Annotated in this window: 17 protein-coding genes and 1 pseudogene; 8 read left to right on the top strand and 10 right to left on the bottom strand. The window is 61.5% G+C overall.

All coding sequences use genetic code 11. The features are described 5' to 3' along the window. Window positions 1–12 precede the first annotated feature (12 nt). Both ACPPVP_RS31990 and ACPPVP_RS31985 read right to left on the bottom strand, forming a co-directional pair. Entirely contained in the window at window positions 13–1,050 is a 1,038-nt protein-coding gene (locus ACPPVP_RS31990; protein ID WP_426527579.1) for an Ldh family oxidoreductase, read from the bottom strand. Window positions 1,051–1,155: 105 nt separating this feature from the next. Next, a complete protein-coding gene (locus ACPPVP_RS31985) occupies window positions 1,156–1,401 on the bottom strand; it encodes an Lrp/AsnC ligand binding domain-containing protein (protein WP_029583462.1) in 246 nt (81 codons plus the stop codon). A 131-nt stretch (window positions 1,402–1,532) separates the two neighbouring features. Here ACPPVP_RS31985 and thiD point away from each other — a divergent pair, with 131 nt between their 5' ends. The 4 genes from thiD to ACPPVP_RS31965 all read left to right on the top strand — a co-directional run bounded on the left by thiD (window position 1,533) and on the right by ACPPVP_RS31965 (window position 5,523). Next, window positions 1,533–2,333 (top strand): bifunctional hydroxymethylpyrimidine kinase/phosphomethylpyrimidine kinase, encoded by an 801-nt coding sequence (gene thiD, locus ACPPVP_RS31980; protein WP_426527578.1) that lies wholly within the window; start codon window positions 1,533–1,535, stop codon window positions 2,331–2,333. Between the two features lie 279 nt (window positions 2,334–2,612). Continuing rightward, window positions 2,613–3,425: a UDP-2,3-diacylglucosamine diphosphatase gene (locus ACPPVP_RS31975; protein ID WP_426527577.1), complete on the top strand. Its 813-nt coding sequence runs from the start codon at window positions 2,613–2,615 to the stop codon at window positions 3,423–3,425. Beyond that, window positions 3,422–4,480, top strand: a complete 1,059-nt coding sequence (locus tag ACPPVP_RS31970) for a glycosyltransferase family 4 protein (protein WP_426527576.1) — start codon at window positions 3,422–3,424, stop codon at window positions 4,478–4,480. Before ACPPVP_RS31975 ends, ACPPVP_RS31970 begins: the two co-directional genes overlap by 4 nt. A 53-nt stretch (window positions 4,481–4,533) precedes the next feature. Further along, window positions 4,534–5,523, top strand: a complete 990-nt coding sequence (locus ACPPVP_RS31965; protein WP_426527575.1) for a threonine ammonia-lyase — start codon at window positions 4,534–4,536, stop codon at window positions 5,521–5,523. A 72-nt stretch (window positions 5,524–5,595) separates the two neighbouring features. On the opposite strand, the gene ACPPVP_RS31960 is transcribed toward ACPPVP_RS31965, so the two are convergent. Next, the gene (locus ACPPVP_RS31960; RefSeq protein ID WP_426527574.1) at window positions 5,596–7,143 is read right to left on the bottom strand and encodes a caspase family protein; all 1,548 of its coding nucleotides are present in this window, start codon (window positions 7,141–7,143) and stop codon (window positions 5,596–5,598) included. 174 nt (window positions 7,144–7,317) lie between these two features. On the opposite strand from ACPPVP_RS31960, the gene ACPPVP_RS31955 reads away from it, so the two are divergent. Then, window positions 7,318–8,367 (top strand): AI-2E family transporter, encoded by a 1,050-nt coding sequence (locus ACPPVP_RS31955; RefSeq protein WP_426527573.1) that lies wholly within the window; start codon window positions 7,318–7,320, stop codon window positions 8,365–8,367. 209 nt (window positions 8,368–8,576) lie between these two features. After that, window positions 8,577–11,801: an adenylate/guanylate cyclase domain-containing protein gene (locus ACPPVP_RS31950; RefSeq protein WP_426527572.1), complete on the top strand. Its 3,225-nt coding sequence runs from the start codon at window positions 8,577–8,579 to the stop codon at window positions 11,799–11,801. A gap of 101 nt (window positions 11,802–11,902) precedes the next feature. Here the strand turns inward: ACPPVP_RS31950 and ACPPVP_RS31945 are convergent, their stop codons facing one another. The 6 genes and pseudogenes from ACPPVP_RS31945 to ACPPVP_RS31920 form a co-directional block, all read right to left on the bottom strand. Beyond that, complete coding sequence (locus ACPPVP_RS31945; protein ID WP_426527571.1) at window positions 11,903–13,324, bottom strand: Dyp-type peroxidase; 1,422 nt, start codon at window positions 13,322–13,324, stop codon at window positions 11,903–11,905. A 5-nt stretch (window positions 13,325–13,329) separates the two neighbouring features. Beyond that, window positions 13,330–14,091 carry a hypothetical protein gene (locus ACPPVP_RS31940; protein ID WP_426527570.1) on the bottom strand — a complete coding sequence of 254 codons (762 nt, stop codon included), beginning with the start codon at window positions 14,089–14,091 and terminating at the stop codon, window positions 13,330–13,332. Continuing rightward, window positions 14,054–15,067: a catalase gene (locus tag ACPPVP_RS31935; protein ID WP_426527569.1), complete on the bottom strand. Its 1,014-nt coding sequence runs from the start codon at window positions 15,065–15,067 to the stop codon at window positions 14,054–14,056. The genes ACPPVP_RS31940 and ACPPVP_RS31935 overlap by 38 nt, the downstream gene beginning before the upstream one ends. A 334-nt stretch (window positions 15,068–15,401) precedes the next feature. Beyond that, window positions 15,402–15,665: a LysR substrate-binding domain-containing protein gene (locus tag ACPPVP_RS31930; RefSeq protein WP_426538174.1), complete on the bottom strand. Its 264-nt coding sequence runs from the start codon at window positions 15,663–15,665 to the stop codon at window positions 15,402–15,404. Then, window positions 15,572–16,126, bottom strand: a complete 555-nt coding sequence (locus ACPPVP_RS31925; RefSeq protein WP_426527568.1) for a LysR family transcriptional regulator substrate-binding protein — start codon at window positions 16,124–16,126, stop codon at window positions 15,572–15,574. The genes ACPPVP_RS31930 and ACPPVP_RS31925 overlap by 94 nt, the downstream gene beginning before the upstream one ends. A 61-nt stretch (window positions 16,127–16,187) precedes the next feature. Next, a pseudogene (locus ACPPVP_RS31920) lies at window positions 16,188–16,253 on the bottom strand (helix-turn-helix domain-containing protein); the annotation flags it as partial. Between the two features lie 202 nt (window positions 16,254–16,455). Between ACPPVP_RS31920 and ACPPVP_RS31915 the strand changes: the two are divergent. Continuing rightward, complete coding sequence (locus ACPPVP_RS31915; protein ID WP_426527567.1) at window positions 16,456–17,424, top strand: Bug family tripartite tricarboxylate transporter substrate binding protein; 969 nt, start codon at window positions 16,456–16,458, stop codon at window positions 17,422–17,424. A gap of 11 nt (window positions 17,425–17,435) precedes the next feature. Continuing rightward, entirely contained in the window at window positions 17,436–19,673 is a 2,238-nt protein-coding gene (locus ACPPVP_RS31910; RefSeq protein WP_426527566.1) for a DUF3604 domain-containing protein, read from the top strand. 234 nt (window positions 19,674–19,907) lie between these two features. Here ACPPVP_RS31910 and ACPPVP_RS31905 read toward each other — a convergent pair whose 3' ends face one another. Next, window positions 19,908–20,978: a hypothetical protein gene (locus tag ACPPVP_RS31905; protein ID WP_426527565.1), complete on the bottom strand. Its 1,071-nt coding sequence runs from the start codon at window positions 20,976–20,978 to the stop codon at window positions 19,908–19,910. Between the last annotated feature and the right edge of the window lie 290 nt (window positions 20,979–21,268).

Below are 21,268 nucleotides of genomic sequence, written 5' to 3'. Positions count from 1 at the left end.
CGCCGCGACGCTCTAATTCGTCAGCCTCGGTATTCCCAGTTCGTCGGCGACCTGGTCCAGTCCGCGCAGCAGCGCGGACGCGACGGGAATGCCAAGGCTCGTTCGCCTGAGGCGCGTTTCATGGCTGCGTTCGCCCGGCACCCAGATGCGTTCCACGCCCGGCATGCGCTGGCTATTGCGGAAATCGCGCACCAGCCCATCGACGCTTCGCTTGAAGATGGCGACGTCGCCGAACGCTGCGATGTTGATCGCGGCGATCGCCTGCCCGGTGTTGGTGACGCTGTCGTCGTCGTGATTGAAGTCGATGACGTCGCGGCCCATCGCGGCGCCGCCGAGTGTGCCTGCGAGCAGGCCGATGATCATCGCAAGGCCGTAGCCCTTGTAGCCGGCCTCCATGCCGCCGAGCGGCAGCAGCATGCCTTCGTCGGCGCGTTTCGGATCGGTCAGCGGCTTGCCTTTGCGATCGATCATCCAGCCTTCCGGCATGGTCTCGCCCCGTAACGCCTTGGTTTTCACCTTGCCGTAGGCGGCGACCGTCGTCGCCATGTCGAGCACGATCGGGTTTTCGTCGCCGGCCGGAATGGCGGCTGCGATCGGATTGGTCGACAGCAGCATGTCGAGGCCGCCCCAGGGCGGAAGATGGTTGGCGTTGCCGACCGCGAAGTAGAGCCCGATCATGTCATGGGCGAGCGGCATCGTGGCGTAGAGCGAAGCCGGGCCGGCATGGTTTGAGAACTGCGAGTTGACCCAGCCGATGCCGGTGGTGCGCGCCTTTTCGATGGCCATTTCGGCGGCGCGTTTCATAACGAGGTGGCCCATGCCGTTGTCGCCGTTCAGGACGGCCGTGCCGGCATGCTCGTGCATGACATGGATGTTCGGCCGAACGTTGAAGCCGCCCGCTTTGATGCGCCTGACATATTGCGGCAACCGGCTGACGCCGTGCCCGTCCGATCCCTGCAGATCGGCCGCCGCCATGAGCTCCGCGACCGTTGCAGCGCCGGCGTCCGGCAAACCCACCGCGATAAGCGCTTGCTCAATGAAGGCCTTCAACCGGCCAAAAGGTACTGATGTCTCGGACAGAACGGGTGCTCCCAGAGGCCCGCGGGCGTGGCCGCGCGCCGGGCGAAGTCGACGGCGTTGGCGGGACGGCCGGTGCTAGCCCGTGCCGAACGCCTTGAAGGTGATGATGGTGTGGGTGTCCTGGATACCCGGAATCACCTGCACCTTCTCGTTCACGAAATGGCCGATGTCGGTGTCGTTGTCGACGTAGAATTTGACCAGCAGATCGTAATCGCCGGCGGTCGAATAGATCTCCGAGGCGATCTCGGCCTCAGCGAGCGCATTGGCGACGGCGTAGGACTGGCCGAGCTTGCATTTGAACTGGACGAAGAAGGGAACCATCGCTGTCGTCTCCAAAAATGTTGGCCCAATAGGCCAAAAACCGCTGACAATGGCAAGCCAGCTTGCCGCCAATAGCGGGGCGCGCTAGGACAAGCCGTGGCTCTCAACCCGGCATTTTGACGAGACTTTTGATGACGACGCCGATTGCGCTGACCATCGCCGGCTCGGATTCCTCAGGGGGAGCGGGCATCCAGGCCGACTTGAAGACGTTTGCCGCACTTGGCGTCTACGGCGCCTCCGTGATCACCGCACTGACTGCACAGAACACCCAGGGCGTCAGCGGCATTCATCAGGTGCCGGCCGAGTTCGTGACCGCGCAGATCGACGCCGTGTTTTCCGATCTGGCGGTGGGCGCGGTCAAGATCGGCATGGTGGCGCATCCGCCGGTCATCGACGCCATCGTCGCGGGGTTGATGCGCTGGTCGCCGAAGCATATCGTGCTCGATCCCGTGATGGTCGCAACCTCGGGCGACCGGCTGCTCGCGACTGAGGCCGTCGACGCGCTGCGCACAAAACTCATCCCGCTGGCGTCGGTGATCACCCCCAATTTGCCGGAAGCCGCGGCGCTGCTCGACGAAGCTGTGGCGGCGGACGAAGCCGCGGTCGAGAGGCAGGGCAGGCGATTGCTGGCCCTGGGTTGCAAGACGGTGCTGATCAAGGGCGGTCACGGCGAGAGCGCCGAGAGCATCGACTATCTGGTCGATTCTTCTGGCGTCACCGCACTCGCCGCGCCACGCGTCGCCACAAGAAATACCCACGGCACCGGCTGCTCGCTCTCGTCGGCGATTGCCGCGGGACTGGCGAAGGGCGAGGGCATGGAAACCGCCGTGCGCAACGCCAAGGCCTGGGTCAGCGCGGCGATTGCGGACGCGGACCGTTTCAGCGTTGGCCACGGCCACGGCCCGATCCATCATTTCCACAGGTTTTATTGAGGCTCTTCGCCCTAGCTGCCTGGCGCTCGGACGCAAGAACACATGCACCGCGGCTGATCAGTTGAAGCGAGCGGCGGTGTTAACCATTTCAGGACAGTTGGCGCCGGTGGTTCCGTGTGCGTTCACGGGATGACGCTGCGATGTTGCCGTTCTCATGTCGCCTGCCTGTCGCATCGCGCTGCTATCCGCAAACCACGGGGCGCGACACTGATTCTCGTGGGGCTATGGGTCGCGTGAACTAGTCATCGCCCTGTCACAGAAATCTGTCAGGGGACAGGTATGGGTAGTGACTCCTTGAGTGAAGACAGCCCGGAACGGCGTTTTCGCACCTTGTTTATCTCCGACGTCCATCTCGGAGCCCGCGGCTCGCAAGCCGACCGATTGCTCGACTTTCTCAAAACCCATGACGCCGACACGATCTACCTTGTCGGCGACATCGTCGATGGCTGGGCGCTGAAGTCGAGCTGGTATTGGCCGCAATCGCACAACGATTTCGTGCAGAAGATGCTGCGCAAGGCGCGAAAAGGCGCCAAGGTCATCTATGTGCCGGGCAATCACGACGAGTTCCTGCGCAATTATTACGGCACGCATTTCGGCGGCATCGACGTAGTGGAAAACACCATTCACGAAGGCGCCGACGGCAAGCGCTATCTCGTCATCCACGGCGACATCTTCGATCTCGTGGTGCAGAACGCCCGCTGGCTCGCCCATCTCGGCGACAAAGCCTATGACTTCGCCATCCAGATGAACCGGCTGGTCAACTTCTTCCGGCGCATGTTCGGCGTGCCTTATTGGTCGCTGTCGCAATGGGCGAAGCTGAAGGTCAAGAACGCCGTGAACTATATCGGCGCGTTCGAAAAGACGCTGGCCGGCGAGGCGCGGCGGCACGGCGCCGACGGCGTGATCTGCGGCCACATCCACTACGCCACGATCCGCGACGAGCACGGCATCCGCTACATGAATTGCGGCGACTGGGTGGAAAGCTGCACGGCGCTAGCCGAGCACGAGGACGGAAGCTTCGAGATCATCACCTGGACCGATCCACTGCGAACGGCAGCCCCGGTTCCCCGCGTCGCGGCGCGCGCCGCATGACGCATATCCTGGTCGCGACCGATGCGTGGCATCCCCAGGTCAACGGGGTGGTGCGAACGCTGACCGCGATGGCGGAGGCGGCCAGGGGTTTTGGTGTCGAGGTGAGTTTCCTGACACCGCAATCGTTTCGTACTTTTGCGATGCCGAGCTATCCCGATCTGCGGCTCGCGCTGCCGTACCCGGCAAAAATCGCAAAACTGATCGATGCGGCAAAGCCCGACAGCATTCATATCGCGACCGAGGGCCCGATTGGGCTGTTGGTGCGGCGCTACTGCCGCAAGCGCGGCCTGCCGTTCACCACGAGCTTTCACACCCGTTTCCCCGAATATGTCTCGGCGCGTTCGCCGATTCCGGAATCCTGGGTGTGGCGGGCGCTGCGCGCCTTCCATCGGCCGAGCCAGGCGGTGATGGCGGCCACGCCGGCGCTGGCGACTGAGCTGCGCATGCGCGGTTTTCGCAACGTGGTGCTGTGGTCGCGTGGCGTCGATACCTCGCTGTTTCATCCGCGCAGCACCGACCTCTGCCTGCCGATGCCGGTGTTCCTCTGCGTCGGGCGCGTCGCGGTCGAAAAGAATCTCGAGGCCTTCCTCGACCTCGATCTGCCCGGCACCAAGCTCGTCGTCGGCGACGGGCCGGCCCGCGCGGCGCTGGAGCGGAAATATCCTGATGCGGTGTTCCTGGGCGCAAGGCACGGCGAGGAACTGGCCGAAATCTATGCGGCTTCCGATATTTTCGTATTTCCCAGCAAGACCGACACGTTTGGCCTTGTGCTGCTGGAAGCACTGGCCAGCGGCCTGCCGGTTGCCGCCTTTCCGGTTACCGGTCCGCGCGACGTGATCGGCTCGGCGCCGGTCGGCGTCCTGGACGAGGATTTGGGCAAGGCATGCCTGGAGGCGCTGCAGGTTTCTCGGCAAGATTGCGTCGAATTCGCCGCCGGCTACAGCTGGCCGGCCTCCGCACGGGTTTTTGTCGAGCACGCCCTGAATCTTCGCCCAGTCGAACCGGAAGGCGAGGTGGCGGAATTTGTGGCCGATAAGCCGCATTTCGTTGCCTGATATCACCGGAATGCGTCTTGCTCGCCCGTCCGCAACCGCGATACAAATTGCGGATGCTAGAACCCATCCAAAATCCACCCATTGGCGCGGCCGATATCGAGGCCGCCGCTAAGGTGGTCGCGCCCTTTGCAGTGCGAACGCCGCTGTTGTCATTCCCCGTTCTCAATGAACGGGTCGGGACCAAGGTCTTTCTGAAGCCCGAAATGCTGCAGCGGACCGGATCGTTCAAGTTCCGCGGCGCCTTCAACAAGCTGGCCTCGATTCCGCAGGACAAGCGTAGCGGCGGGGTGGTCGCGTTCTCGTCCGGCAACCATGCCCAGGGCGTGGCGGCGGCGGCGCAGATCCTGCACATGCAGGCCACCATTGTGATGCCTGCGGACTCGCCCATCACCAAGCGCGAGCGCACCAAGGGCTACGGCGCCGAGGTGGTGCTCTACGACCGCGACAAGGAAGACCGCGAAGCCATCGCCAACGGCATTGCTGCGAAGCGCGGCGCGACGCTGGTGCGCCCCTATGACGATCCCTTCGTGATCGCCGGCCAGGGCACCGCAGGCCGCGAGATCGCCGAGGATATGGCGGCGCTCGGGCTCGTCCCTGATATCGTGGTGGCGCCGGCATCGGGCGGCGGGCTGATCGCCGGCGTTGCGACGGCGGTGAAGGCAAAGTTTCCGCAGGCGCAGATCATCGTCGCCGAGCCCAAGGACTATGACGATCACGGCCTGTCGCTGCGCGCAGGCCACCGCGAGGCCCATCATGCCGCCGGCCGCACCATCTGCGACGCGCTGATGGCGGCGATGCCGGGAGAGCTTACCTTCTCGATCAACAGCAAGCTGCTGGCGAATGGCGTGATCGCTTCCGACGAGGAAGTCGGCGCGGCGGTCGCCTATGCCTATCGGGAATTGAAGCTGGTAGTCGAGCCCGGCGGCGCCGTCGGTCTCGCCGCACTGCTGGCCGGCCGCATCGACGTCAAGGGCAAGAACGTCGTCATCGTGCTCTCTGGCGGCAATGTCGACGCGGACCTGTTCGCCAAGCTGGTCGCCTGATCATCCCGTCTCAAACGGAGCCGGGCAGAGCGTTCGCTCTGCCCGGTTTTGCATTGACACCTGGCTCTCAGGTCAGTGACGCCGTCCAAAGCCGCCGCCGAATGAACGGCCGCCGCCGAACGAGCCGCGGGCAAATGACATGCGCGACGGGCCAGAGGAAAAGCGCTGGCTGAAGCGTCCGCCCATCCCGCCGCCGAAATGACGCGGGCCGTTGTTGAACATGTGCCTGTTGCCGGTCCGCACCGGGCTGTTGTTGAACCTGCCCGGCATTTTCGAGAACTTGCCGGCATTGAAGGGGCCGTGGCTGTTCTTGCCGGTCTGCATGCCCATGTTGCCATGGCCTTGCTTCGATAGGGACGGCATCTGCTGGATCAGACCGGTTGCGCCTCCGTTGTGGTTGTGGGCGAACGAGTGTCCCGGCAGGCCGCCATGCTTGTACGATGGCGACTGTTTCGCCAGATGCGTGAACTGCATCAGCGGAACGGCCTTCGGCGCACCGTACAGCTTCAGCGCGGCGGGCGCGTAGAGGCTGTTGGAATAATTCTCGTGGAACGTCTTGTAGGCGAACGGCGAGTTCGCGAGCACGGCCTTGTGCCACGCCTTTGCGACCTTCAGATTATAGTGCAGCACGCGGATCTCGTCGCACAGCGGGTCGTTCGGATAGAGCCGGATGAACTCCTCATAATATTCGGGCGAGCCTTCGGACACCACATAGTCGTAAGCCTGCCGCACCGACCGCGAGGGCAGGTTCGCCGCCATCTGCAGGATCGGGCGGCGATCCGGCTCACGGCCTGCGGCAACCGCCGTATCGCCGAAGAAATAGAAATCGGAGGTCAGCGACGAACTTTCCCACGGCGTCTGGCGGCCCCTTGTCGCGTGGTTCACTTCGAGCCGGACGCGCTTGAACAATTGCTCGATCGGCAGGTTCGGCTCGCGTGCGATATCGAGGAACGCAGACGTATACGGACTGTGGTTGCCGTCGCCATCCGCCGCTTCCATGCCCGGTGCGGTGGAGTAGCCGACGATCGAGCCGTTCGGCGCGTCCACGATGGCCAGGCCCCGCCCGGCGTCGCTGACCTCCGGGAACGGATTGTTGCGGCAAGCGTCGAGCACGACGATGCGCATCCGGCTTGAAATGGAGTCCAGCGTGCCCATCAGGTCGACCAGCCGCAGCGAATTGCCGTCGAGATCGTATGGCGACGAGATTTTGGCATCGACCGGAAGCAGATAGTTCTCGCCCTCGATCTGCACGCCGTGACCGGCATAGTAGATCATGGCGACGGTGCCTGGGCCGCGCTCGGCGACCTTGGCGGTAAAGTCCTGCACGACCCTGACCATGTCTTTGCGTGTCAGGTCGGTGGCCTGGGTTACTTCGAAGCCCGCCGAGTTCAGCAGTTGCGACATCGATTGCGCGTCATTGCCGGGATTGGCGAGCTTCGGCGCGGTCTGATAATTTGCATTGCCGATCACCAGCGCCATGCGCTGGTCTACCGGCGGCGGCGTTTGCACGCCGTTGCGGATATCTGCGTTGGGGGCTTCGGCAAAAGCTGCGCCGGCACCGAAGCTCAACAGGCTTGCCAGGAGACCGGCGCGCAATAGCGTTGACTTGAAACGGGACATGGCAGCATTCCTCAAATGAAATCTTGTGGCGAGATTTACTCTGGGGACGCTAGACAGCATCGGCAGGGGCGGTACGTGACGGTGATCACGGTTGTAGTAGGAGGCGCTTCCACGCTTGCCGCCGCACGAAACGGCTGACAATCTCAGGCTGCCGAAAGGTCGAAGGGACCCAAAATGGGCTTCGGGCTAAAGACCACCACGGGAATCATCGCGGGCGTCCTGGTCACGGCGGCGCTGGCTCAGGCGAGCCGGGTGTTTGCGCCGCTTGCGGCCGCGCTGTTCATCATCGCGATTGTGTGGCCGATCCAGAAGCAGTTGCAGTCCTGGATGCCGAAGCTTGCCGCGCTGGCGATCACAATCGTTGCGACGGTAGCGATCTGTCTCGCCTTTGCTTCGCTCGCGGCCTGGGGATTTGGTCGTGTCGGCCGCTCGGTGGTCAGCGATTTGCCGCGGTATCAGGCGCTTTATTCGTCGATGGTGATTTGGCTGGACGGCCACGGCATCTCGGTCGCGGGGCTCTGGGCCGAACATTTCAACGTTGGCTGGCTCTTGCGCACCACGCAGTATGTCACCGGGCGCGTCAACACCACGCTGAGCTTCTGGGTGATTGCGCTGATTTACGTCATGCTCGGGCTTCTCGAAGTAGAGAACGTCAGGCAAAGAATTGAGCGGTTGGATAATCCTACCGCAGCCCGCGTGCTGCTCGACGGCAGTGCGGCGACCGCAGCGAAATTCCGGAAGTACCTGGTGGTGCGGACGCAGATGAGCGCGGTGACCGGCCTGTTGGTCGGCGCCTTTGCATGGCTGGCCGGATTGCCGTTCGCATTGGAGTGGGGCGTGATTGCCTTCGTGCTCAATTATATTCCGTTCATCGGTCCGTTCGTTGCAACGCTGTTTCCGACCTTGCTGGCGATGACGCAGTTCGAAAGCTGGCCCGCGGTGCTCGGCGTCTTCGTCTGCCTGAACGTCATCCAGTTCGTGGTCGGCAGCTACATCGAGCCGAGGGTGGCCGGCTCCATGTTATCGATCTCGCCCGTTGTCGTGCTATTCGCGATCTTCTTCTGGACGTTCCTGTGGGGGCTGTTCGGCACCTTCATCGGCGTGCCGATCACGCTCGCCATTCTGACCTTTTGCGCCGCCCATCCGTCAAGCCGCTGGGTCGCCGATCTGTTCGGCGGACCGGATCAGATGAAGCCGGGCAAGGTCCAGGACGCTTTCCCTTAAAAGCCGGCTGAAGGGTCGCCCAGCAGCGTTGTATCCATTAATCCGATGGTTAGAAGTCGCGCAAAATCAGCTGTACGGCTGCGAGCACATGGTGTTCAATCCCCGGAACTGTCCGCCCGAGCACAGGCCGCTCGGCCGCGTCAACCGGACGCAGCTCGCCTCTCTGTTGCCTCGCGGGCAGGTACGGCCGAAACTGAACATGGTGGGTCATGAGCAGCCAGCCGAAGCCCGATCGTTCGGGTGGACTTCAGCGGACCCAGGCGCCGCCGAATGTCGAGAATGAAGCTCCGCATGCCGAGCGCCGGCAGCTCACCGTGGCCTTTATCGACATCGTCGGCTCGACACCGCTGAGTGAGCGGATCGATCCCGAGGAATTTTTCGCGGTTATCAGAACCTATCGCGATATCTGCGACGCGGAGATTCGCCGCTACGGCGGTCACATCGCCAGACTGATCGGCGACGGGTTGCTTGCCTATTTTGGCGTGCCACAAGCCCATGAAAATGATCCCGAACGCGCGGTGCGCGCTTCGCTGGCGATCGCTGCGGCGATCAAGGACCATCAATTTCAGCTATCGGATGGCAGCTTCGTCCGCCTTGGTGTGCGCATCGGGGTGAACACCGGGGTGGTCGTCGTCGGCAGTGTGCCCGGCGAGCCTCCTGATCGGCGGGAAGTGTTCGGCAGCTCCGCACATGTCGCTGCCCGCTTGCAAGGGCTCGCCGGTGAGAACGATGTCGTGGTCGGATCGAGCACTTACGAACTGACCCGCGGAACGTTCAGCTATGCGCCGCTCGGCAGACGACCGCTCAAGGGCGTGGAGGAGCCGGTCGAGGTCTGGCGCGTCGAAGCTCTTGCGTCCAGCGAGAGCAGGTTCGACAGGGCGCAGAGGTCGCCTCTTGCCCCGATGATCGACCGAACCGGCGAAAGCGCATTGCTTGCCGAGATGTGGCAACAGACCGTAGCGGGTTCAGGACAGATCGGCATCATTTCCGGCGAACCCGGCATAGGAAAGTCGCGCCTGATCCGCCACTTCCGCGGTGCCGTTGATGTGTCTCCGCGCGATGTTTTGTCGCTGCAATGCTCGCCGTTCCACGTCAACACGCCGCTTGCCCCGGAAATCGAGAGGCTCAGGCGCGTGACCGGTATCCAGGAAGCCGACGACGCGGAACTCGCATTGGCAAAATTGCGCTCGTACTTGGCCAGAGAAGCCCCCGACGTTGCGCACGCACTCAGTTACTACGGGGCGGTGCTGTCGATACCCGCTTGCCCGGAATACGAACCCGCGGATCTCGGGTCTCCCTTTGTACGCGACCGTGCCCTTGAGGCTTTCGTCGATGTTCTCGTCGCTGCCTCGCACAAGCGGCCCATTCTGGTTGTCGCGGAGGACGTCCAGTGGATGGACCCGACCAGCATCGACCTAGTGGTACGCTTACCCGCTCGCTGTTGTGGCGAGCGGGTTATGATCCTGATCACGCATCGCGATGACTACCAGGCGGACTGGTTGTCGGGCTCGGCAGTTCGACCTATTGCCCTGCATAAGCTGGCACCGCACGAATGCGAGCAAATGGTGGCAGCCGTTGCAGGCAGCGATATCGTTCCGCGCCGGATCACCAGTCAGATCCTGGAAAGAACCGATGGCGTGCCACTTTTCGTCGAGGAGTTTACGCGGGCAGTGATCGATTCCCGCAAGGTCGAGCGCGCCGCTGACGGCTCGACACTGAGCAAAAGCTTGCCCGATCCTTTGGTGCCGTCGAGTATTCACGACTCATTGATGGAGCGCCTTGATCGCCTCGGTCCCGCCAAGCGTGTCGCCCAGATTGCCTCCGTCTTCGGGAGGCAATTCAATTATGAAGGTATTTTCAACGTACTTCCGGGCAACGGCCAAACGCTGAAAGACGCGTTGCGGGCACTGGAGAACGCCGGGATTGTGTATTGCGTCGAGGAACCTCAAGGCACCGTCTTCGCATTCAAGCACGCGATGATACAGGAAGTCGCCTATTCCTCCCTGCTCAAGGAAGAGCGGCGCGAACTCCATGCGCGCGTCGCATCGTGGCTGCTTCATGAGGCAGCGATCCGGGAGAGCAGTCAACCCGCGGTGCTCGGTTATCACTATGCGCGCGCAGGCAACATCCCGGAAGCGATCGAGGCCTGGCTTCAGGCGGGCAGATCGGCGCTCCGCCGGTCAGCCAACAAGGAGGCGGTGGCGCATCTTCGCGAGGGCCTCTCGCTAATTCCGAAGCTGCCCGCTTCACCACAGCGCTTCGAAGCTGAAATGGCACTGCAATCCAGCCTGGCGATGGCGTACATCGCCACCACGGGATGGTCCGATCCGCACGTCTATGGGCCCTACAGTCGCGCACTCAAGCTTTGCGCGAGCTATGGCACCATTCGCGAGAAGGCGACGGTGCTGTGGGGAAGTACCATAGCCAAACTGGTCAACTGCGAGCTCACCAAGGGCCTCGCGCATGCGCAGGATTTCGTCCGACGGGCAGAGGAGTGGCGCGACGACGAGGCTGCCCTCATGGCGTACGCTGCTGCCGTGATCGCCAATTTCTTTCTCGGTCGTCTGGAGCAGGCGAGTGAGCTCGCGGCTCTGATCAGCGCCCGCTACAATCCTCGCGAGCACGGGAAGCTCGTTCAGATCTATCAGCATGATCCATTGATTGTGTCGCTCGTCTATTCCGGGCACATCGAATGGCTGTTGGGTCGGCCCACCCGGGCCAGAGAGTGCTGTGAGACGGCGCGGCAACTCGCGAACGAGATCGGGCATCCTTTCATGCTCGCATTTGCCTCCATTCTTGGCGTGTCCGATCACTGGTATGAAGGCGATCTTGCGGCCAACCTTGCCAGCGTTGAACGCGGCCTGAAGGTCGCTGATGAATACGATTATCCAATGTACCGGACCATCGGTCCGTTGTGGGCGACTGCGGCATTGACCGCACGAGGCCCGGCGCCAAAGGTGCTCGAACAACTATGCGGCCTGCTCCGCTTACTACCCGCCGAGAATAGGTGCATTCAAATTCCGCTCTATCGAATTCTGCTCGCCACGGAATTCGGACGGATCGGGGAGCTAGAAAGGGCCCGAAGCTTTGCTGCTTCGGCTGAGTCCCTGGTGAAGCAAACCGGCGAGCGCTGGGCTGCTCCCGAAATTTATCGGATCCACGGCTCGCTGCTGTGTCGCGAACCAATGCGGGACGACCGGGCTGCCATGCGCTTGTTCAAACGCTCGCTTGCCTCCGCCAGAAAGCTCGGGGCGGTCGGTTGGGAGCTACGTACGGCGATCAGCATCGCGCGCCTGGTCAGCGCCAGCAACAGCGCATCCGGACGCGCCGAAGCACGCGACCTTTTGATATCGACCCGGGCGAAATTTGCATCCGCGGAAACTTCCCGCGATCTGCGCGAGGCTGATGATCTGGTGGCCGGCCTGATGACGTAGACCGGAAGTTATATTATGTGGTCGCGAGCACCGTTTTCGACCCAAATGCGAGGCCCGCCTCACAACAGCCGCCAGAATGACTAAGGGCTTGTTCGGGCTACTTACGTCGTCAGCGATCCCAGATAACTGATCGCCGAGAGGCTGGGGAGGAAAGTATAGGCTCCGCCTCGCGTGCTCACGAACTCCGGCAACCCCCTCAGCCTGATCGTGCTGCCGGATTTGAGCGGCAGGTCGAACCAGCTCGTGCCGGGACCATTGGTGCCCGTGATCGAATCGTTGGAGCCGGTGATGCGTGGATCCTGCAGGCCGAGGTTCAGCCAGTCGCAGGACATAGCCTCGAACTGGGCACCGAGGCTGGCGCCGATAAAGTTGCCGAGCAGGCCGCGTTCCGGTTCGGGTTTGCCTTCGCCACCGGGCTGCATACCCTTGTAGGGTGGTCCGTAGGGCACGCCGCGCCGGACGAGACGCCGGCTGTTGTTCGCCACCCGTTGCACGATCTGTCCGTTGCGCGGATTGCACCGGCGGATATGGGCTCCATAGGGACAGCGCGACTCGCCAACGTAGTCGAATTTCGCGTCATACAATTGCGGGGCAGGCCCGTCCGCCGAGAGGGCCAGCGGCGTGCCATCGCGCCATCGGCCGCACAGGTTGGCGGCGACGACCTCGCGCAAGGCAGCATGACGCGACGGCGGTGCGATTGAGAGGACCTGGCAGATGTTCAGTTCGGCCCCGGGCGGCAGCACCTCGTCGACCTGCGGGTGCGTCAGCAAATAGGACGCGGCCTGGTCGAGATAGTTCTCGAAGCCCACCACATCCTGCTTCAGCACGCGAAAGGCGTTGAAGGTGCCGTTGAGCCCCAGGGCTTTAGGCTCCGGAACCCGCCACAGCAAACCTTCGAGGTTGGTCGGGTGCCCCAGCAACACGGTGCCGAGCGGAGCCATGGGTTGCCCGTCGTCATGCCGTTGCGGGTCGTGGATACCTTCAAACCTCGGTTGCATGATGTTGTCGCGGTACCCGAAATGAACGATGTCATCGGGAAAGCTGTAACCTTCCCGCGTGTCGAGCAAGGTCCAGGCCCTTCCGTTGATGAGCGCGCGCTGCTGGACGTCGTCGAGCTGCGCGGCCTCCTCGGCGTAGATCGTCGCGATGAGATGGACCCGCTTGGGCTCGTTGAACGGAGCCGGCCAGTTTTCCGGCGCGCTCGGCCCGACATCCCCGAGTTTCCAGGCGCGGGCGGTCATGCCTTCGATGAATTCATTCGGGAACATGTCGAGTGAAGAAGCCGGTGTGCCGAGCGCGCGCAGTCCCTCAAAGGTCAGGCCAATGTTGAAACAGGTGTCCGGCCTGTTTGCCCCCCAATCCCCGCTCGTGACCTGCGGGACACCGTCGCGGCCCGATACGGCGCCGGCGAGCCAACGCCGGGCTGCGCCGGGATCGGCGACCTCCAGAACGAGGTAGCGCACGTACGGCTTCTTGGTGTAGCCGCGCAAGATATTGCCCTGCAGATCAGCGAGTTTGAACATGACAGTCACCAGCCTAGCTCCAATCGTTTGCGAATTTGAGCCACCGAAAATCCGGGATAGGCCCGGTAGCCGCTGCCGAGCGAGACGTTCTTGTTGGCGCGAAGCTGCAGGACCATTTTGCGCGGAAGCTGGGTCAGATCGTCATTGACGGGTGATACGGCCCTGTCGCCATTCAAGGCTTCCTGGTCCCTCAGAAAATCGGTGGCGGTGTCCGGCACCTGGTACAGGTCGCGCTCGTGTATCCATTGAATGAACGCCTCGACATTGCGCTCGCAGGGAGTCACTTTTTCTCCGTCTTCAACGAGCTTGACCACTTCGTTGAACACCTCGCCAATCGTGGCGATGAAATCGCGGATGTAATTGGTGAAATCCCCGTCATAGACGGAGAACATACAAATATTGTCGCCGACGATGACGAAGCGCGCGAAGTGCACCGTGCCGACATTGTTCAATCCGGCATAGATCGCATACTGGCTTTGCGCGATTGCCAGCGCGGCTTCCGCTCGTCCGATGGGTGACTTGACCTTGAGCGGCATGATCAGATTCATCATGCACTGGACATTGTCGCCGTGCCGGGACGACTGGGGGGGACCACCGGGCAGAGACTTCACCGGCGTCCGCCGCGCCCAGTAAGGCACCAGCGTCCATGACGCCACGCGCTTGAACACGAGAGTCGTGGGCACCCAGTCCACAAAACGATCGAGCAAACCTTCGTCACTTGGCATCGACTCACCTCCACTTGAAAGGACACCCGCCGCGCATCTCACGCGAGACTTCATAGGCGCCCAGGCGAGCCTCGAGGATGGGATCGTTGGAGACTTCGATGCCGGGCGCGAGACGGCAGGGATTGAAACTGATGCGTTCGCCATCCGCTTCCTGGTCCTCGGATACCTTGATGAGCGTAAGGGTACCCATGGCGACCCGGACCCGCCTCGCCGGCCAGGGCTTTGTGGGATCGTCGAGCGCATCGCCCTCTTCGCCGATTGTCATCATCAACATGAATCGGGCCGGCCACCGCTGCAGGCGGTCTCTAAGCTCGTCGAACAGATATTTTTCGTGCGGCACGGCCTTGGGATCGGTGTTGCGAACGCCCGCGACCGGCTGCCAGGAAAAGCGCACCGGGCGCCGAACGCCGTCGGGATCCATCACCCAAAAGGTGTGGACGGCATGATAGCTCGCGCGGGCATAGCTCTCTGGTGCGCCGATCAGAGCAACCTGGAATATTCCCAACTGGGCGAAGCGGTTCCGGTCGGCATAACGGAGTGCTCCCTGATCGACATTCTCGGTTTCGTTCGGGTACGGGTTACGAGGAGGTATCTTGAGCTGCAGAAGGTCCCCAAACTTCCGCCACCAGGGGCGCCTTTCATACTTCTCGCGCTTCGCGATCTTGTTGAACTCGAAGAAGTCGTCGACATTGCGGACGAAGAATTCGCCGAGCGTCGTGGCGATCAGGTCGCTTCCTCTCTCTCCCGAAATGTGGAAGCGCGTCGCCATTCCTCGAACGTCGGACCACCCGTCGTGCTGCTTCACGCCCCCCAATCCGTTGGAGAACCTCACCGACACCCTGACGGGCTTTCCGTTGAAGTGCTCTGCAATGCAATAGGCGCGCGCCACGTCCGACGCCACGAACTCACCCTTCACACCTATGCCGATGGTGTGAACCGGCCTCCTGCCGGGGACTGGCTGCTGCAGATTATCGATGATGGCCTGAACTAGCCGCTTTGCTGTTGATGTATCGACCATGCCCCCTCCATAATGGACGGACCGCCAAGGGTGCCGTTGGTGCGCCCGGTGCGTTAGCGTTGCCGATCGAATTCAGCGTGTGCCATGCGCCAATACGCTATATTCGATCACGGGTCGGATATGTGATGTGGTTCACAAAGTTAGCCGAAAAGAAGCGCCGCGCAATTCCAACAGCGGGGTCGACACTCCCGATAGTACTCGCGCATATCGATAAGGTGATCGGCTGAGTGCGTGTCCACGAATGTGTGAGCGCACGTCCTAGGACGCTTGAACCGCTGAAGGTAACCTTGGCGGCGCAGCTATCAGGATCCGAAGCCGACATTTGTCTCTTGCACTACTGTTGCCTGGGAAGAGCCTTGGCGACTTCATGCGCGCAGTCGATAAACAGACGCGCAACAGGGCTGAGCGTCCGCGCCTTCAATGAGATGGCGCCGATTGGTCGGCGCGTCGTCGGCAAACTAATGGGCAAGACCTTGAAAGCCGGATTATTAAAGTTGAATCGCATCACCGAACCCTGAACGATGCTGACAAAACGGCCGGTGGCGAGCAGAGCGTTGCGCGCGGGCGTGACGGACGCGAAGACGGTTGCGGAGGGAATATCCAGTCCGTTGGCCCGAAATGCCTCGGCGACGACCGAGCCATACAGAGGGGAGGCAGTGTCCAGGTTGCGCCGGCCAATTCAGCAAGTTCAATCTTGCGCCGATTCGCCCAGACGCTTCGTGCGCCGGCTACAACCACCAACGGCTCTTCATAAAGAATCTCGGCGTGTAAATGTTCTACCGCCATGGACGCAAACACCGGCGCAATCACCACGTCAACTGTGCGCTCTTCCAGGGTACGGTATGTCATCGCCGCCTCACCGGCGGATAGATGAAAGATCACGCGCGGATATTTCCGTAACATTCGATCGACGACGGCGGGCAAGAAGCCGGTAGCAATTGCGATGGTGCTTCCGATCCGCAATTCTCCCGTCGTGGGATTGGCGAGGAAATCGACATGCTCGATGCCTTGCTTCAATTCGTCGAAGGCGACGAGACCACGATCCAGCAGCGCGCGCATAGATCGTCGGCACGACGCCGCGCGGGTTTCGATCCAGCAGCCTGACCCCGAGCGCTGTTTCCATGTCCGCGATGGCCTTCGATATCGCGGGCTGAGACACCGATAGTTGATCGGCCGCCTTGCCCATGCTGCCGCATCTGGCCACCGTCATCAGGACATGAAGATCGCGAAGCTTCAGTTGACGACTAATTCGTTGCTCGCTCCAAGCCATGCGCTGCCGCCCATGAATTTAATTGATGGCCAGATCAAGCAACAATATTACTCGGTTATATCGGCTTCCGCTATGCTGCTATCCGGAATGCGCCTCGTATTTTCACAAGGAGCGGACCATGATCAACAGGCGACATTTTACGCTCGCGCTGGCAGCAATGCCGTTCGCTGCAGCCCGCGTCGCGCAAGCCCAGTCGTACCCCGCCAAGCCAATACGCTTCATCGTGCCATTTCCTGCAGGGGGCTCGACCGATGTCGGTGCACGCCTCATCGCCGAGCACCTGTCACGGGCATTCGGCCAGCAGGTTTACGTCGAGAACAAGTCAGGCGCCAATGGCACCATCGGAGTCGAGGATGCTGCCAAGAGCGCGCCGGACGGCTATACCGTTCTCGTTACCATCGATACGGTCGCAAGCAATCCGCACGTGTTCCATACCAACATCGATCCTTCCAGGGATCTGTTGCCGATTATCCAGGTTTCCCGTCAACCCATCGTGCTGGCGGTTCACCCCTCGCTCGGCGTAAGTTCGCTCTCCGAATTGATCGCGCTGGCGAAGAAACAGCCGGGCCTTCCATACGCGACTGGCAGCGGACTCGGATCGCCTCAGCACATGGCTGTGCAATGGTTCGCGCAGATCGCGGGCATCAGACTTGAGCAGGTGCCCTATCGTGGCGGCGGGCAGGCGATCAACGATCTGCTCGGCGGCCACGTCAAGCTTGGGTCACTCGGATCGACACCGTTGATGCCGCATTATAAGGCCGGCACCTTACGCCTTCTGGCGCAGACTTCCAGGTCCCGATCGCCAAGCCTTCCTGACGTGCCAACCTACGAAGAGGCCGGAATGAAAGGGCTGGTTCTCGATCAATGGCTCGGCGTATTTGCGCCGGCCGGGACTTCGACGGAGGTGACGAACCGCCTCAACAGCGAGATCAACAAGGCGATTGCCGATCCGACGATGCGTGCGAGTTTTCTTGCCTCCGCGCAGGAGCCGATCGGTGGCACAGCGGAACAGTTCGCAGTCCTCGTTCGCGAGGATTACGACAAGTTCGCAAGGCTGGTGAAAGATTTGAATATCAAGGCCGAGTAGCGGGAAAGCGAATGCCATTTTCGACCTATCTTCCCGCCCAAATGGGAAGGATCAAGCTTAGTCCGGCAGGTCCGTTCATCGCAGGCGCGTATGCCGAACTGACCCTGGTGTATACTGCAGGCACCTTCGGCATCGATGACACCGGTATGGTCAAGATCTCGTGGCGGACCACCTCCGACATGAGTAAGCCGCAGTTCGACAAGCCGAAAGCGGCAAACTTCACGACGGTGGAAGCCAGCAATGGCGCCAAGCTTGAAGTGTGGTTCGACCGGCTCAATGTTCGTCCCTTTGCGAACACCCTTCTCATTCGCGTTGGGCGCGGCTATTTGCGCGCCGGAGATACGCTGACCGTGCGTTTGGGGGATCGCAGGCAGGGCTCACCCGGCTTCCGGTTGCAGACCAACGTCGAAGCAAATGTGGAGCTAAAGACCTCGATCGATGCGTTCGCAACGTATGAGTTTTGCGAACTACCGGTACAGCCGGCTTTTGATCTCGTGCCGGGTCCGGCGGCGAGCTGGAAGGCAATCCTCCCGTCACTCGCGCTTGTTGGTGAGCTGTTTCGCCTCGCCGTTGTTGCCGAAGACAAGTGGGGAAATCCCACGGCGAACGCTAACCAGAGCTTCGAGCTTGAGTCGTCGCATCCGGTACGCGGACTGCCGGCCCGATTGGAGATCAAGAACGGCGATGGTCCACGTGTCATCGAACAACTCGTCGCCGAGGCGGAAGGCGATCTCGAGATTCGGCTCACGGCAAACGGCAAAGAGCTTGCACGCGCCAATCCACTACGTGTGGTGAAGCAGGCCGCGCTGCGCCGCTATTGGGGCGATCTGCACGGGCAGAGCGGTGAAACCATCGGGATGGGAACCGCCGATGCCTATTTCCGCTACGCGCGCGACGCGGCCTTTATCGACATGGTTGGCCACCAGGGCAATGACTTCCAGATCACTGACGCGTTCTGGAAGGAACTCAACCTGCTAACGGCCGAATTCGACGTGCCCGGCCGCTTTGTTTGCCTCCCGGGGTACGAATGGTCGGGCAATACCGGTATGGGCGGCGATCGGAATATTTTCTACCGCCGCGAAGGCCGCCCGATTCGACGCTCGTCGCACATTCTGGTCGAGGGGCAGACCTCAACCGATGCCATCTACACGGCCGACGAATTGTTCCGCGGACTACAAGGCGAAGACGCCGTCGTTATCGCACACGTCGGCGGGCGCTACGCGGATCTGAACTATGCCCATGACGGCCGACTGGAGCGAGCTGTTGAGGTTCACTCAACATGGGGCACCTTCGAATGGATTCTGCATGATGCCTTTGAAAAGGGCTATCGTGTGGGTGTCGTGTGTCACAGCGACGATCACAAAGGACGACCCGGCGCGACCCGCCCGGGTGCGTCCAGCTTCGGCGCCATTGGCGGCCTTACCTGTTATTTTATGCCTGAGCTGACGCGCGATGCGTTGTTCGAGGCGCTGCGGCAACGCAGACACTACGGGACATCAGGTGCCCGGATATTTGTTGATTTGCACGCCTCCTTCGACCAGCCCGTAGTCGGGTTTGCGGAAGACCCGCAGCTCGGTCCGACAACTGAATTCCCGGTTCAGCAGGCGGTGATGGGAAACATCATTCGCCCCGGGCGTGCACCGATGCGTGTTGCAGCAGAGGTGATTGGAACCGCGCCGATCGAGCGGGTCGATGTTCTGCACGGAACCGTCGTCGCCCAGACGTTTCGTCCGTATGACGCGTCTGATCTGGGGCGGCGGGTGCGCGTGTTGTGGCAAGGCGCCGAATATCGGGGCCGCGGACGCGAGACGCTGTGGGAAGGCAAGCTGACAGTCGCGGGCAATCGCATTGCTCGATTCGCGCCGGTCAATTTTCTCAATCCGGAGCGGATGGTGCGAGAGACGGCGGCCGCGACCGCGCTGGCGTGGACTTCGGTTACGACAGGCAATCTGGCGGGCATTGACCTTTGGCTCGACGAAGCACACCGCGGCACGCTCAGCATCGAGACCAACATCGTCTCGGGGGTAGTGGAACTTACTACGCTCGCTGACAGCACCATCGTGCTCGACGGTGGCGGCCTTGGCCGGCAATTGAGCGTTTACCGTCTGCCCGAAGCCAACTTCAGCTGCCATGTCACACTTAATCACACGGTGGGTTTTACTGGCGATGCAGACCTGCCGGTCTACCTGCGCGTCACGCAGGCTGACGGCCACCAAGCGTGGTCAAGTCCGATCTATCTCATAGAGTAGCACCCTGAAGTAGCACCTTGGAGATTGGAAACATGGCGCTCAAGCAGATGGACGACGTGAGAATCGTCTTCGAAGACCTCGGCAGGACGATTGATTTCTTCCATGGGCCTGAAGGGCTTCTCATCGGACTAGCCCAAGAACTCAGCTGAGCGCAATACGCAGACAAATGATGTCGGCGAGCGCGTCCGAGGCCGCCCGACCTGTTCGAGGGTCCATCCCTCCACTGCGGCTCAACTACGGAAGTCCTTTTGTCACCGTAAAGGGATTGAACCCACGTTCCGCGAGGGCAGCCCACGAAGCTGCGCCAAGATGTGGCAATCGGAAATAGAGTCGCGGCTTGGTCGGATCGGTGTCCAACACGAACCCAGTCGGTAACTCGCGGGCAGTTGTGGCATACAGCCCACCATCCGGCGACCTCTGGGATTCGATGACAGCGATCAACGACCTTGCCCTCCCAGTCCTGCCAAGCAATTTCAACAAGAGAGCCATTTGGCCCGTCCCTTCGGTCCACACACCGTCTCGGTCTTCACCGTAGGAAAAGCCCTCGTCGACACTCATTCGCTGTTCGGCGGTAGTAATTGCCGATGCAAATTTCTCGGTCGCTCCGGGGAGCGCCATTAAAGGCCAGACCTGGGCATCCAGAGCCAAAATCGGATTGTGCGTGACACCGTCTTCAGCGGTACCTGCGGCGAAACAGGCGCATGCCGGATCCCACATCGTATTTACGAAGTACTCAGCAACCGTTGCCTTATCGCGCCAGCGCGAATCGCCTGTACGGATCGCAAGAAGGCCAAACGCGGCGGCGAGGTCAGTATTATGTTCAGTCGATTTCCACGTCCGCACTTCCGGCGTCGGTTCGTGCCCAAACGTACCACCCGTGAAACCGCCAGTACCGCGCGTATCGGCCCATTGCGCGACCCAGGCGCCAAGCCGTGCTGCACCATCGCGGAACCGAGAGCCGGTGTTCACATCATCAATCGACAGCAATGCCAACATGGCCCATGCCATGTTACCAACATCGCTGCCCACCTGATATCGATCTTCCAACCACTTGTTCTGAGTATTGTCCCACCAACCCGGAAGTTTGGCGGAGCCACTCGCCACCACACCCGCGGCGTAAGCGTTCCGGAGCCGTCCATCATGCCAGGTCCGGTCGTTATCGATGGCCCAGAGAATCGCCGCGCCGATCCGACGTGCTTTGTCTCGCTCACCGCAACCGACTAATGCGATGGCGGCCACCGCATTGTCATAAAGGTATGCGCCGCCATGGAGAGGCCCCGATTCCACGGTCGGATAGCTGGGCAAGAACAACGGCCCTGGCGGTGCCTTATCGATTAGACCGGCGAGGTACCCGCATGCAGACGCTTCTGGTGTTGCTAAAGCCCGTGGTGGAGTGGCGGCCATAACGATTATGAAAGTCGTCACGATCCATACGAAGGTTTCTATTCGGGCCACTTGCTGTTCTCCGGGGTGGACGATGATCCTATATACCCATCGGCGATGTCTGGAAGTGGCCACAAAGCAGACGTGCCAACGCCTCTGACGGATGTCGGCCTTCGGAGGCAAAGCCGACCCCAAGGGATCGGGCTCATCAT

The organism is Bradyrhizobium sp. McL0615, from assembly GCF_049993905.1.
Lineage (GTDB): Bacteria > Pseudomonadota > Alphaproteobacteria > Rhizobiales > Xanthobacteraceae > Bradyrhizobium.
Note: the sequence above shows the minus strand (reverse complement) of the source record. Positions and strands in the feature narration are given on the sequence as shown.

What these genes read in the sequence shown, in the direction of transcription:
- ACPPVP_RS31985 (WP_029583462.1), bottom strand. Translation starts at nt 1,401, where the DNA reads ATGGTTCCCTTCTTCGTCCAGTTCAAATGCAAGCTCGGCCAGTCCTAC.
- thiD (WP_426527578.1), top strand. Translation starts at nt 1,533, where the DNA reads ATGACGACGCCGATTGCGCTGACCATCGCCGGCTCGGATTCCTCAGGG.
- ACPPVP_RS31975 (WP_426527577.1), top strand. Translation starts at nt 2,613, where the DNA reads ATGGGTAGTGACTCCTTGAGTGAAGACAGCCCGGAACGGCGTTTTCGC.
- ACPPVP_RS31970 (WP_426527576.1), top strand. Translation starts at nt 3,422, where the DNA reads ATGACGCATATCCTGGTCGCGACCGATGCGTGGCATCCCCAGGTCAAC.
- ACPPVP_RS31965 (WP_426527575.1), top strand. Translation starts at nt 4,534, where the DNA reads ATGCTAGAACCCATCCAAAATCCACCCATTGGCGCGGCCGATATCGAG.
- ACPPVP_RS31960 (WP_426527574.1), bottom strand. Translation starts at nt 7,143, where the DNA reads ATGTCCCGTTTCAAGTCAACGCTATTGCGCGCCGGTCTCCTGGCAAGC.
- ACPPVP_RS31955 (WP_426527573.1), top strand. Translation starts at nt 7,318, where the DNA reads ATGGGCTTCGGGCTAAAGACCACCACGGGAATCATCGCGGGCGTCCTG.
- ACPPVP_RS31950 (WP_426527572.1), top strand. Translation starts at nt 8,577, where the DNA reads ATGAGCAGCCAGCCGAAGCCCGATCGTTCGGGTGGACTTCAGCGGACC.
- ACPPVP_RS31945 (WP_426527571.1), bottom strand. Translation starts at nt 13,324, where the DNA reads ATGTTCAAACTCGCTGATCTGCAGGGCAATATCTTGCGCGGCTACACC.
- ACPPVP_RS31935 (WP_426527569.1), bottom strand. Translation starts at nt 15,067, where the DNA reads ATGGTCGATACATCAACAGCAAAGCGGCTAGTTCAGGCCATCATCGAT.
- ACPPVP_RS31925 (WP_426527568.1), bottom strand. Translation starts at nt 16,126, where the DNA reads ATGCGCGCGCTGCTGGATCGTGGTCTCGTCGCCTTCGACGAATTGAAG.
- ACPPVP_RS31915 (WP_426527567.1), top strand. Translation starts at nt 16,456, where the DNA reads ATGATCAACAGGCGACATTTTACGCTCGCGCTGGCAGCAATGCCGTTC.
- ACPPVP_RS31910 (WP_426527566.1), top strand. Translation starts at nt 17,436, where the DNA reads ATGCCATTTTCGACCTATCTTCCCGCCCAAATGGGAAGGATCAAGCTT.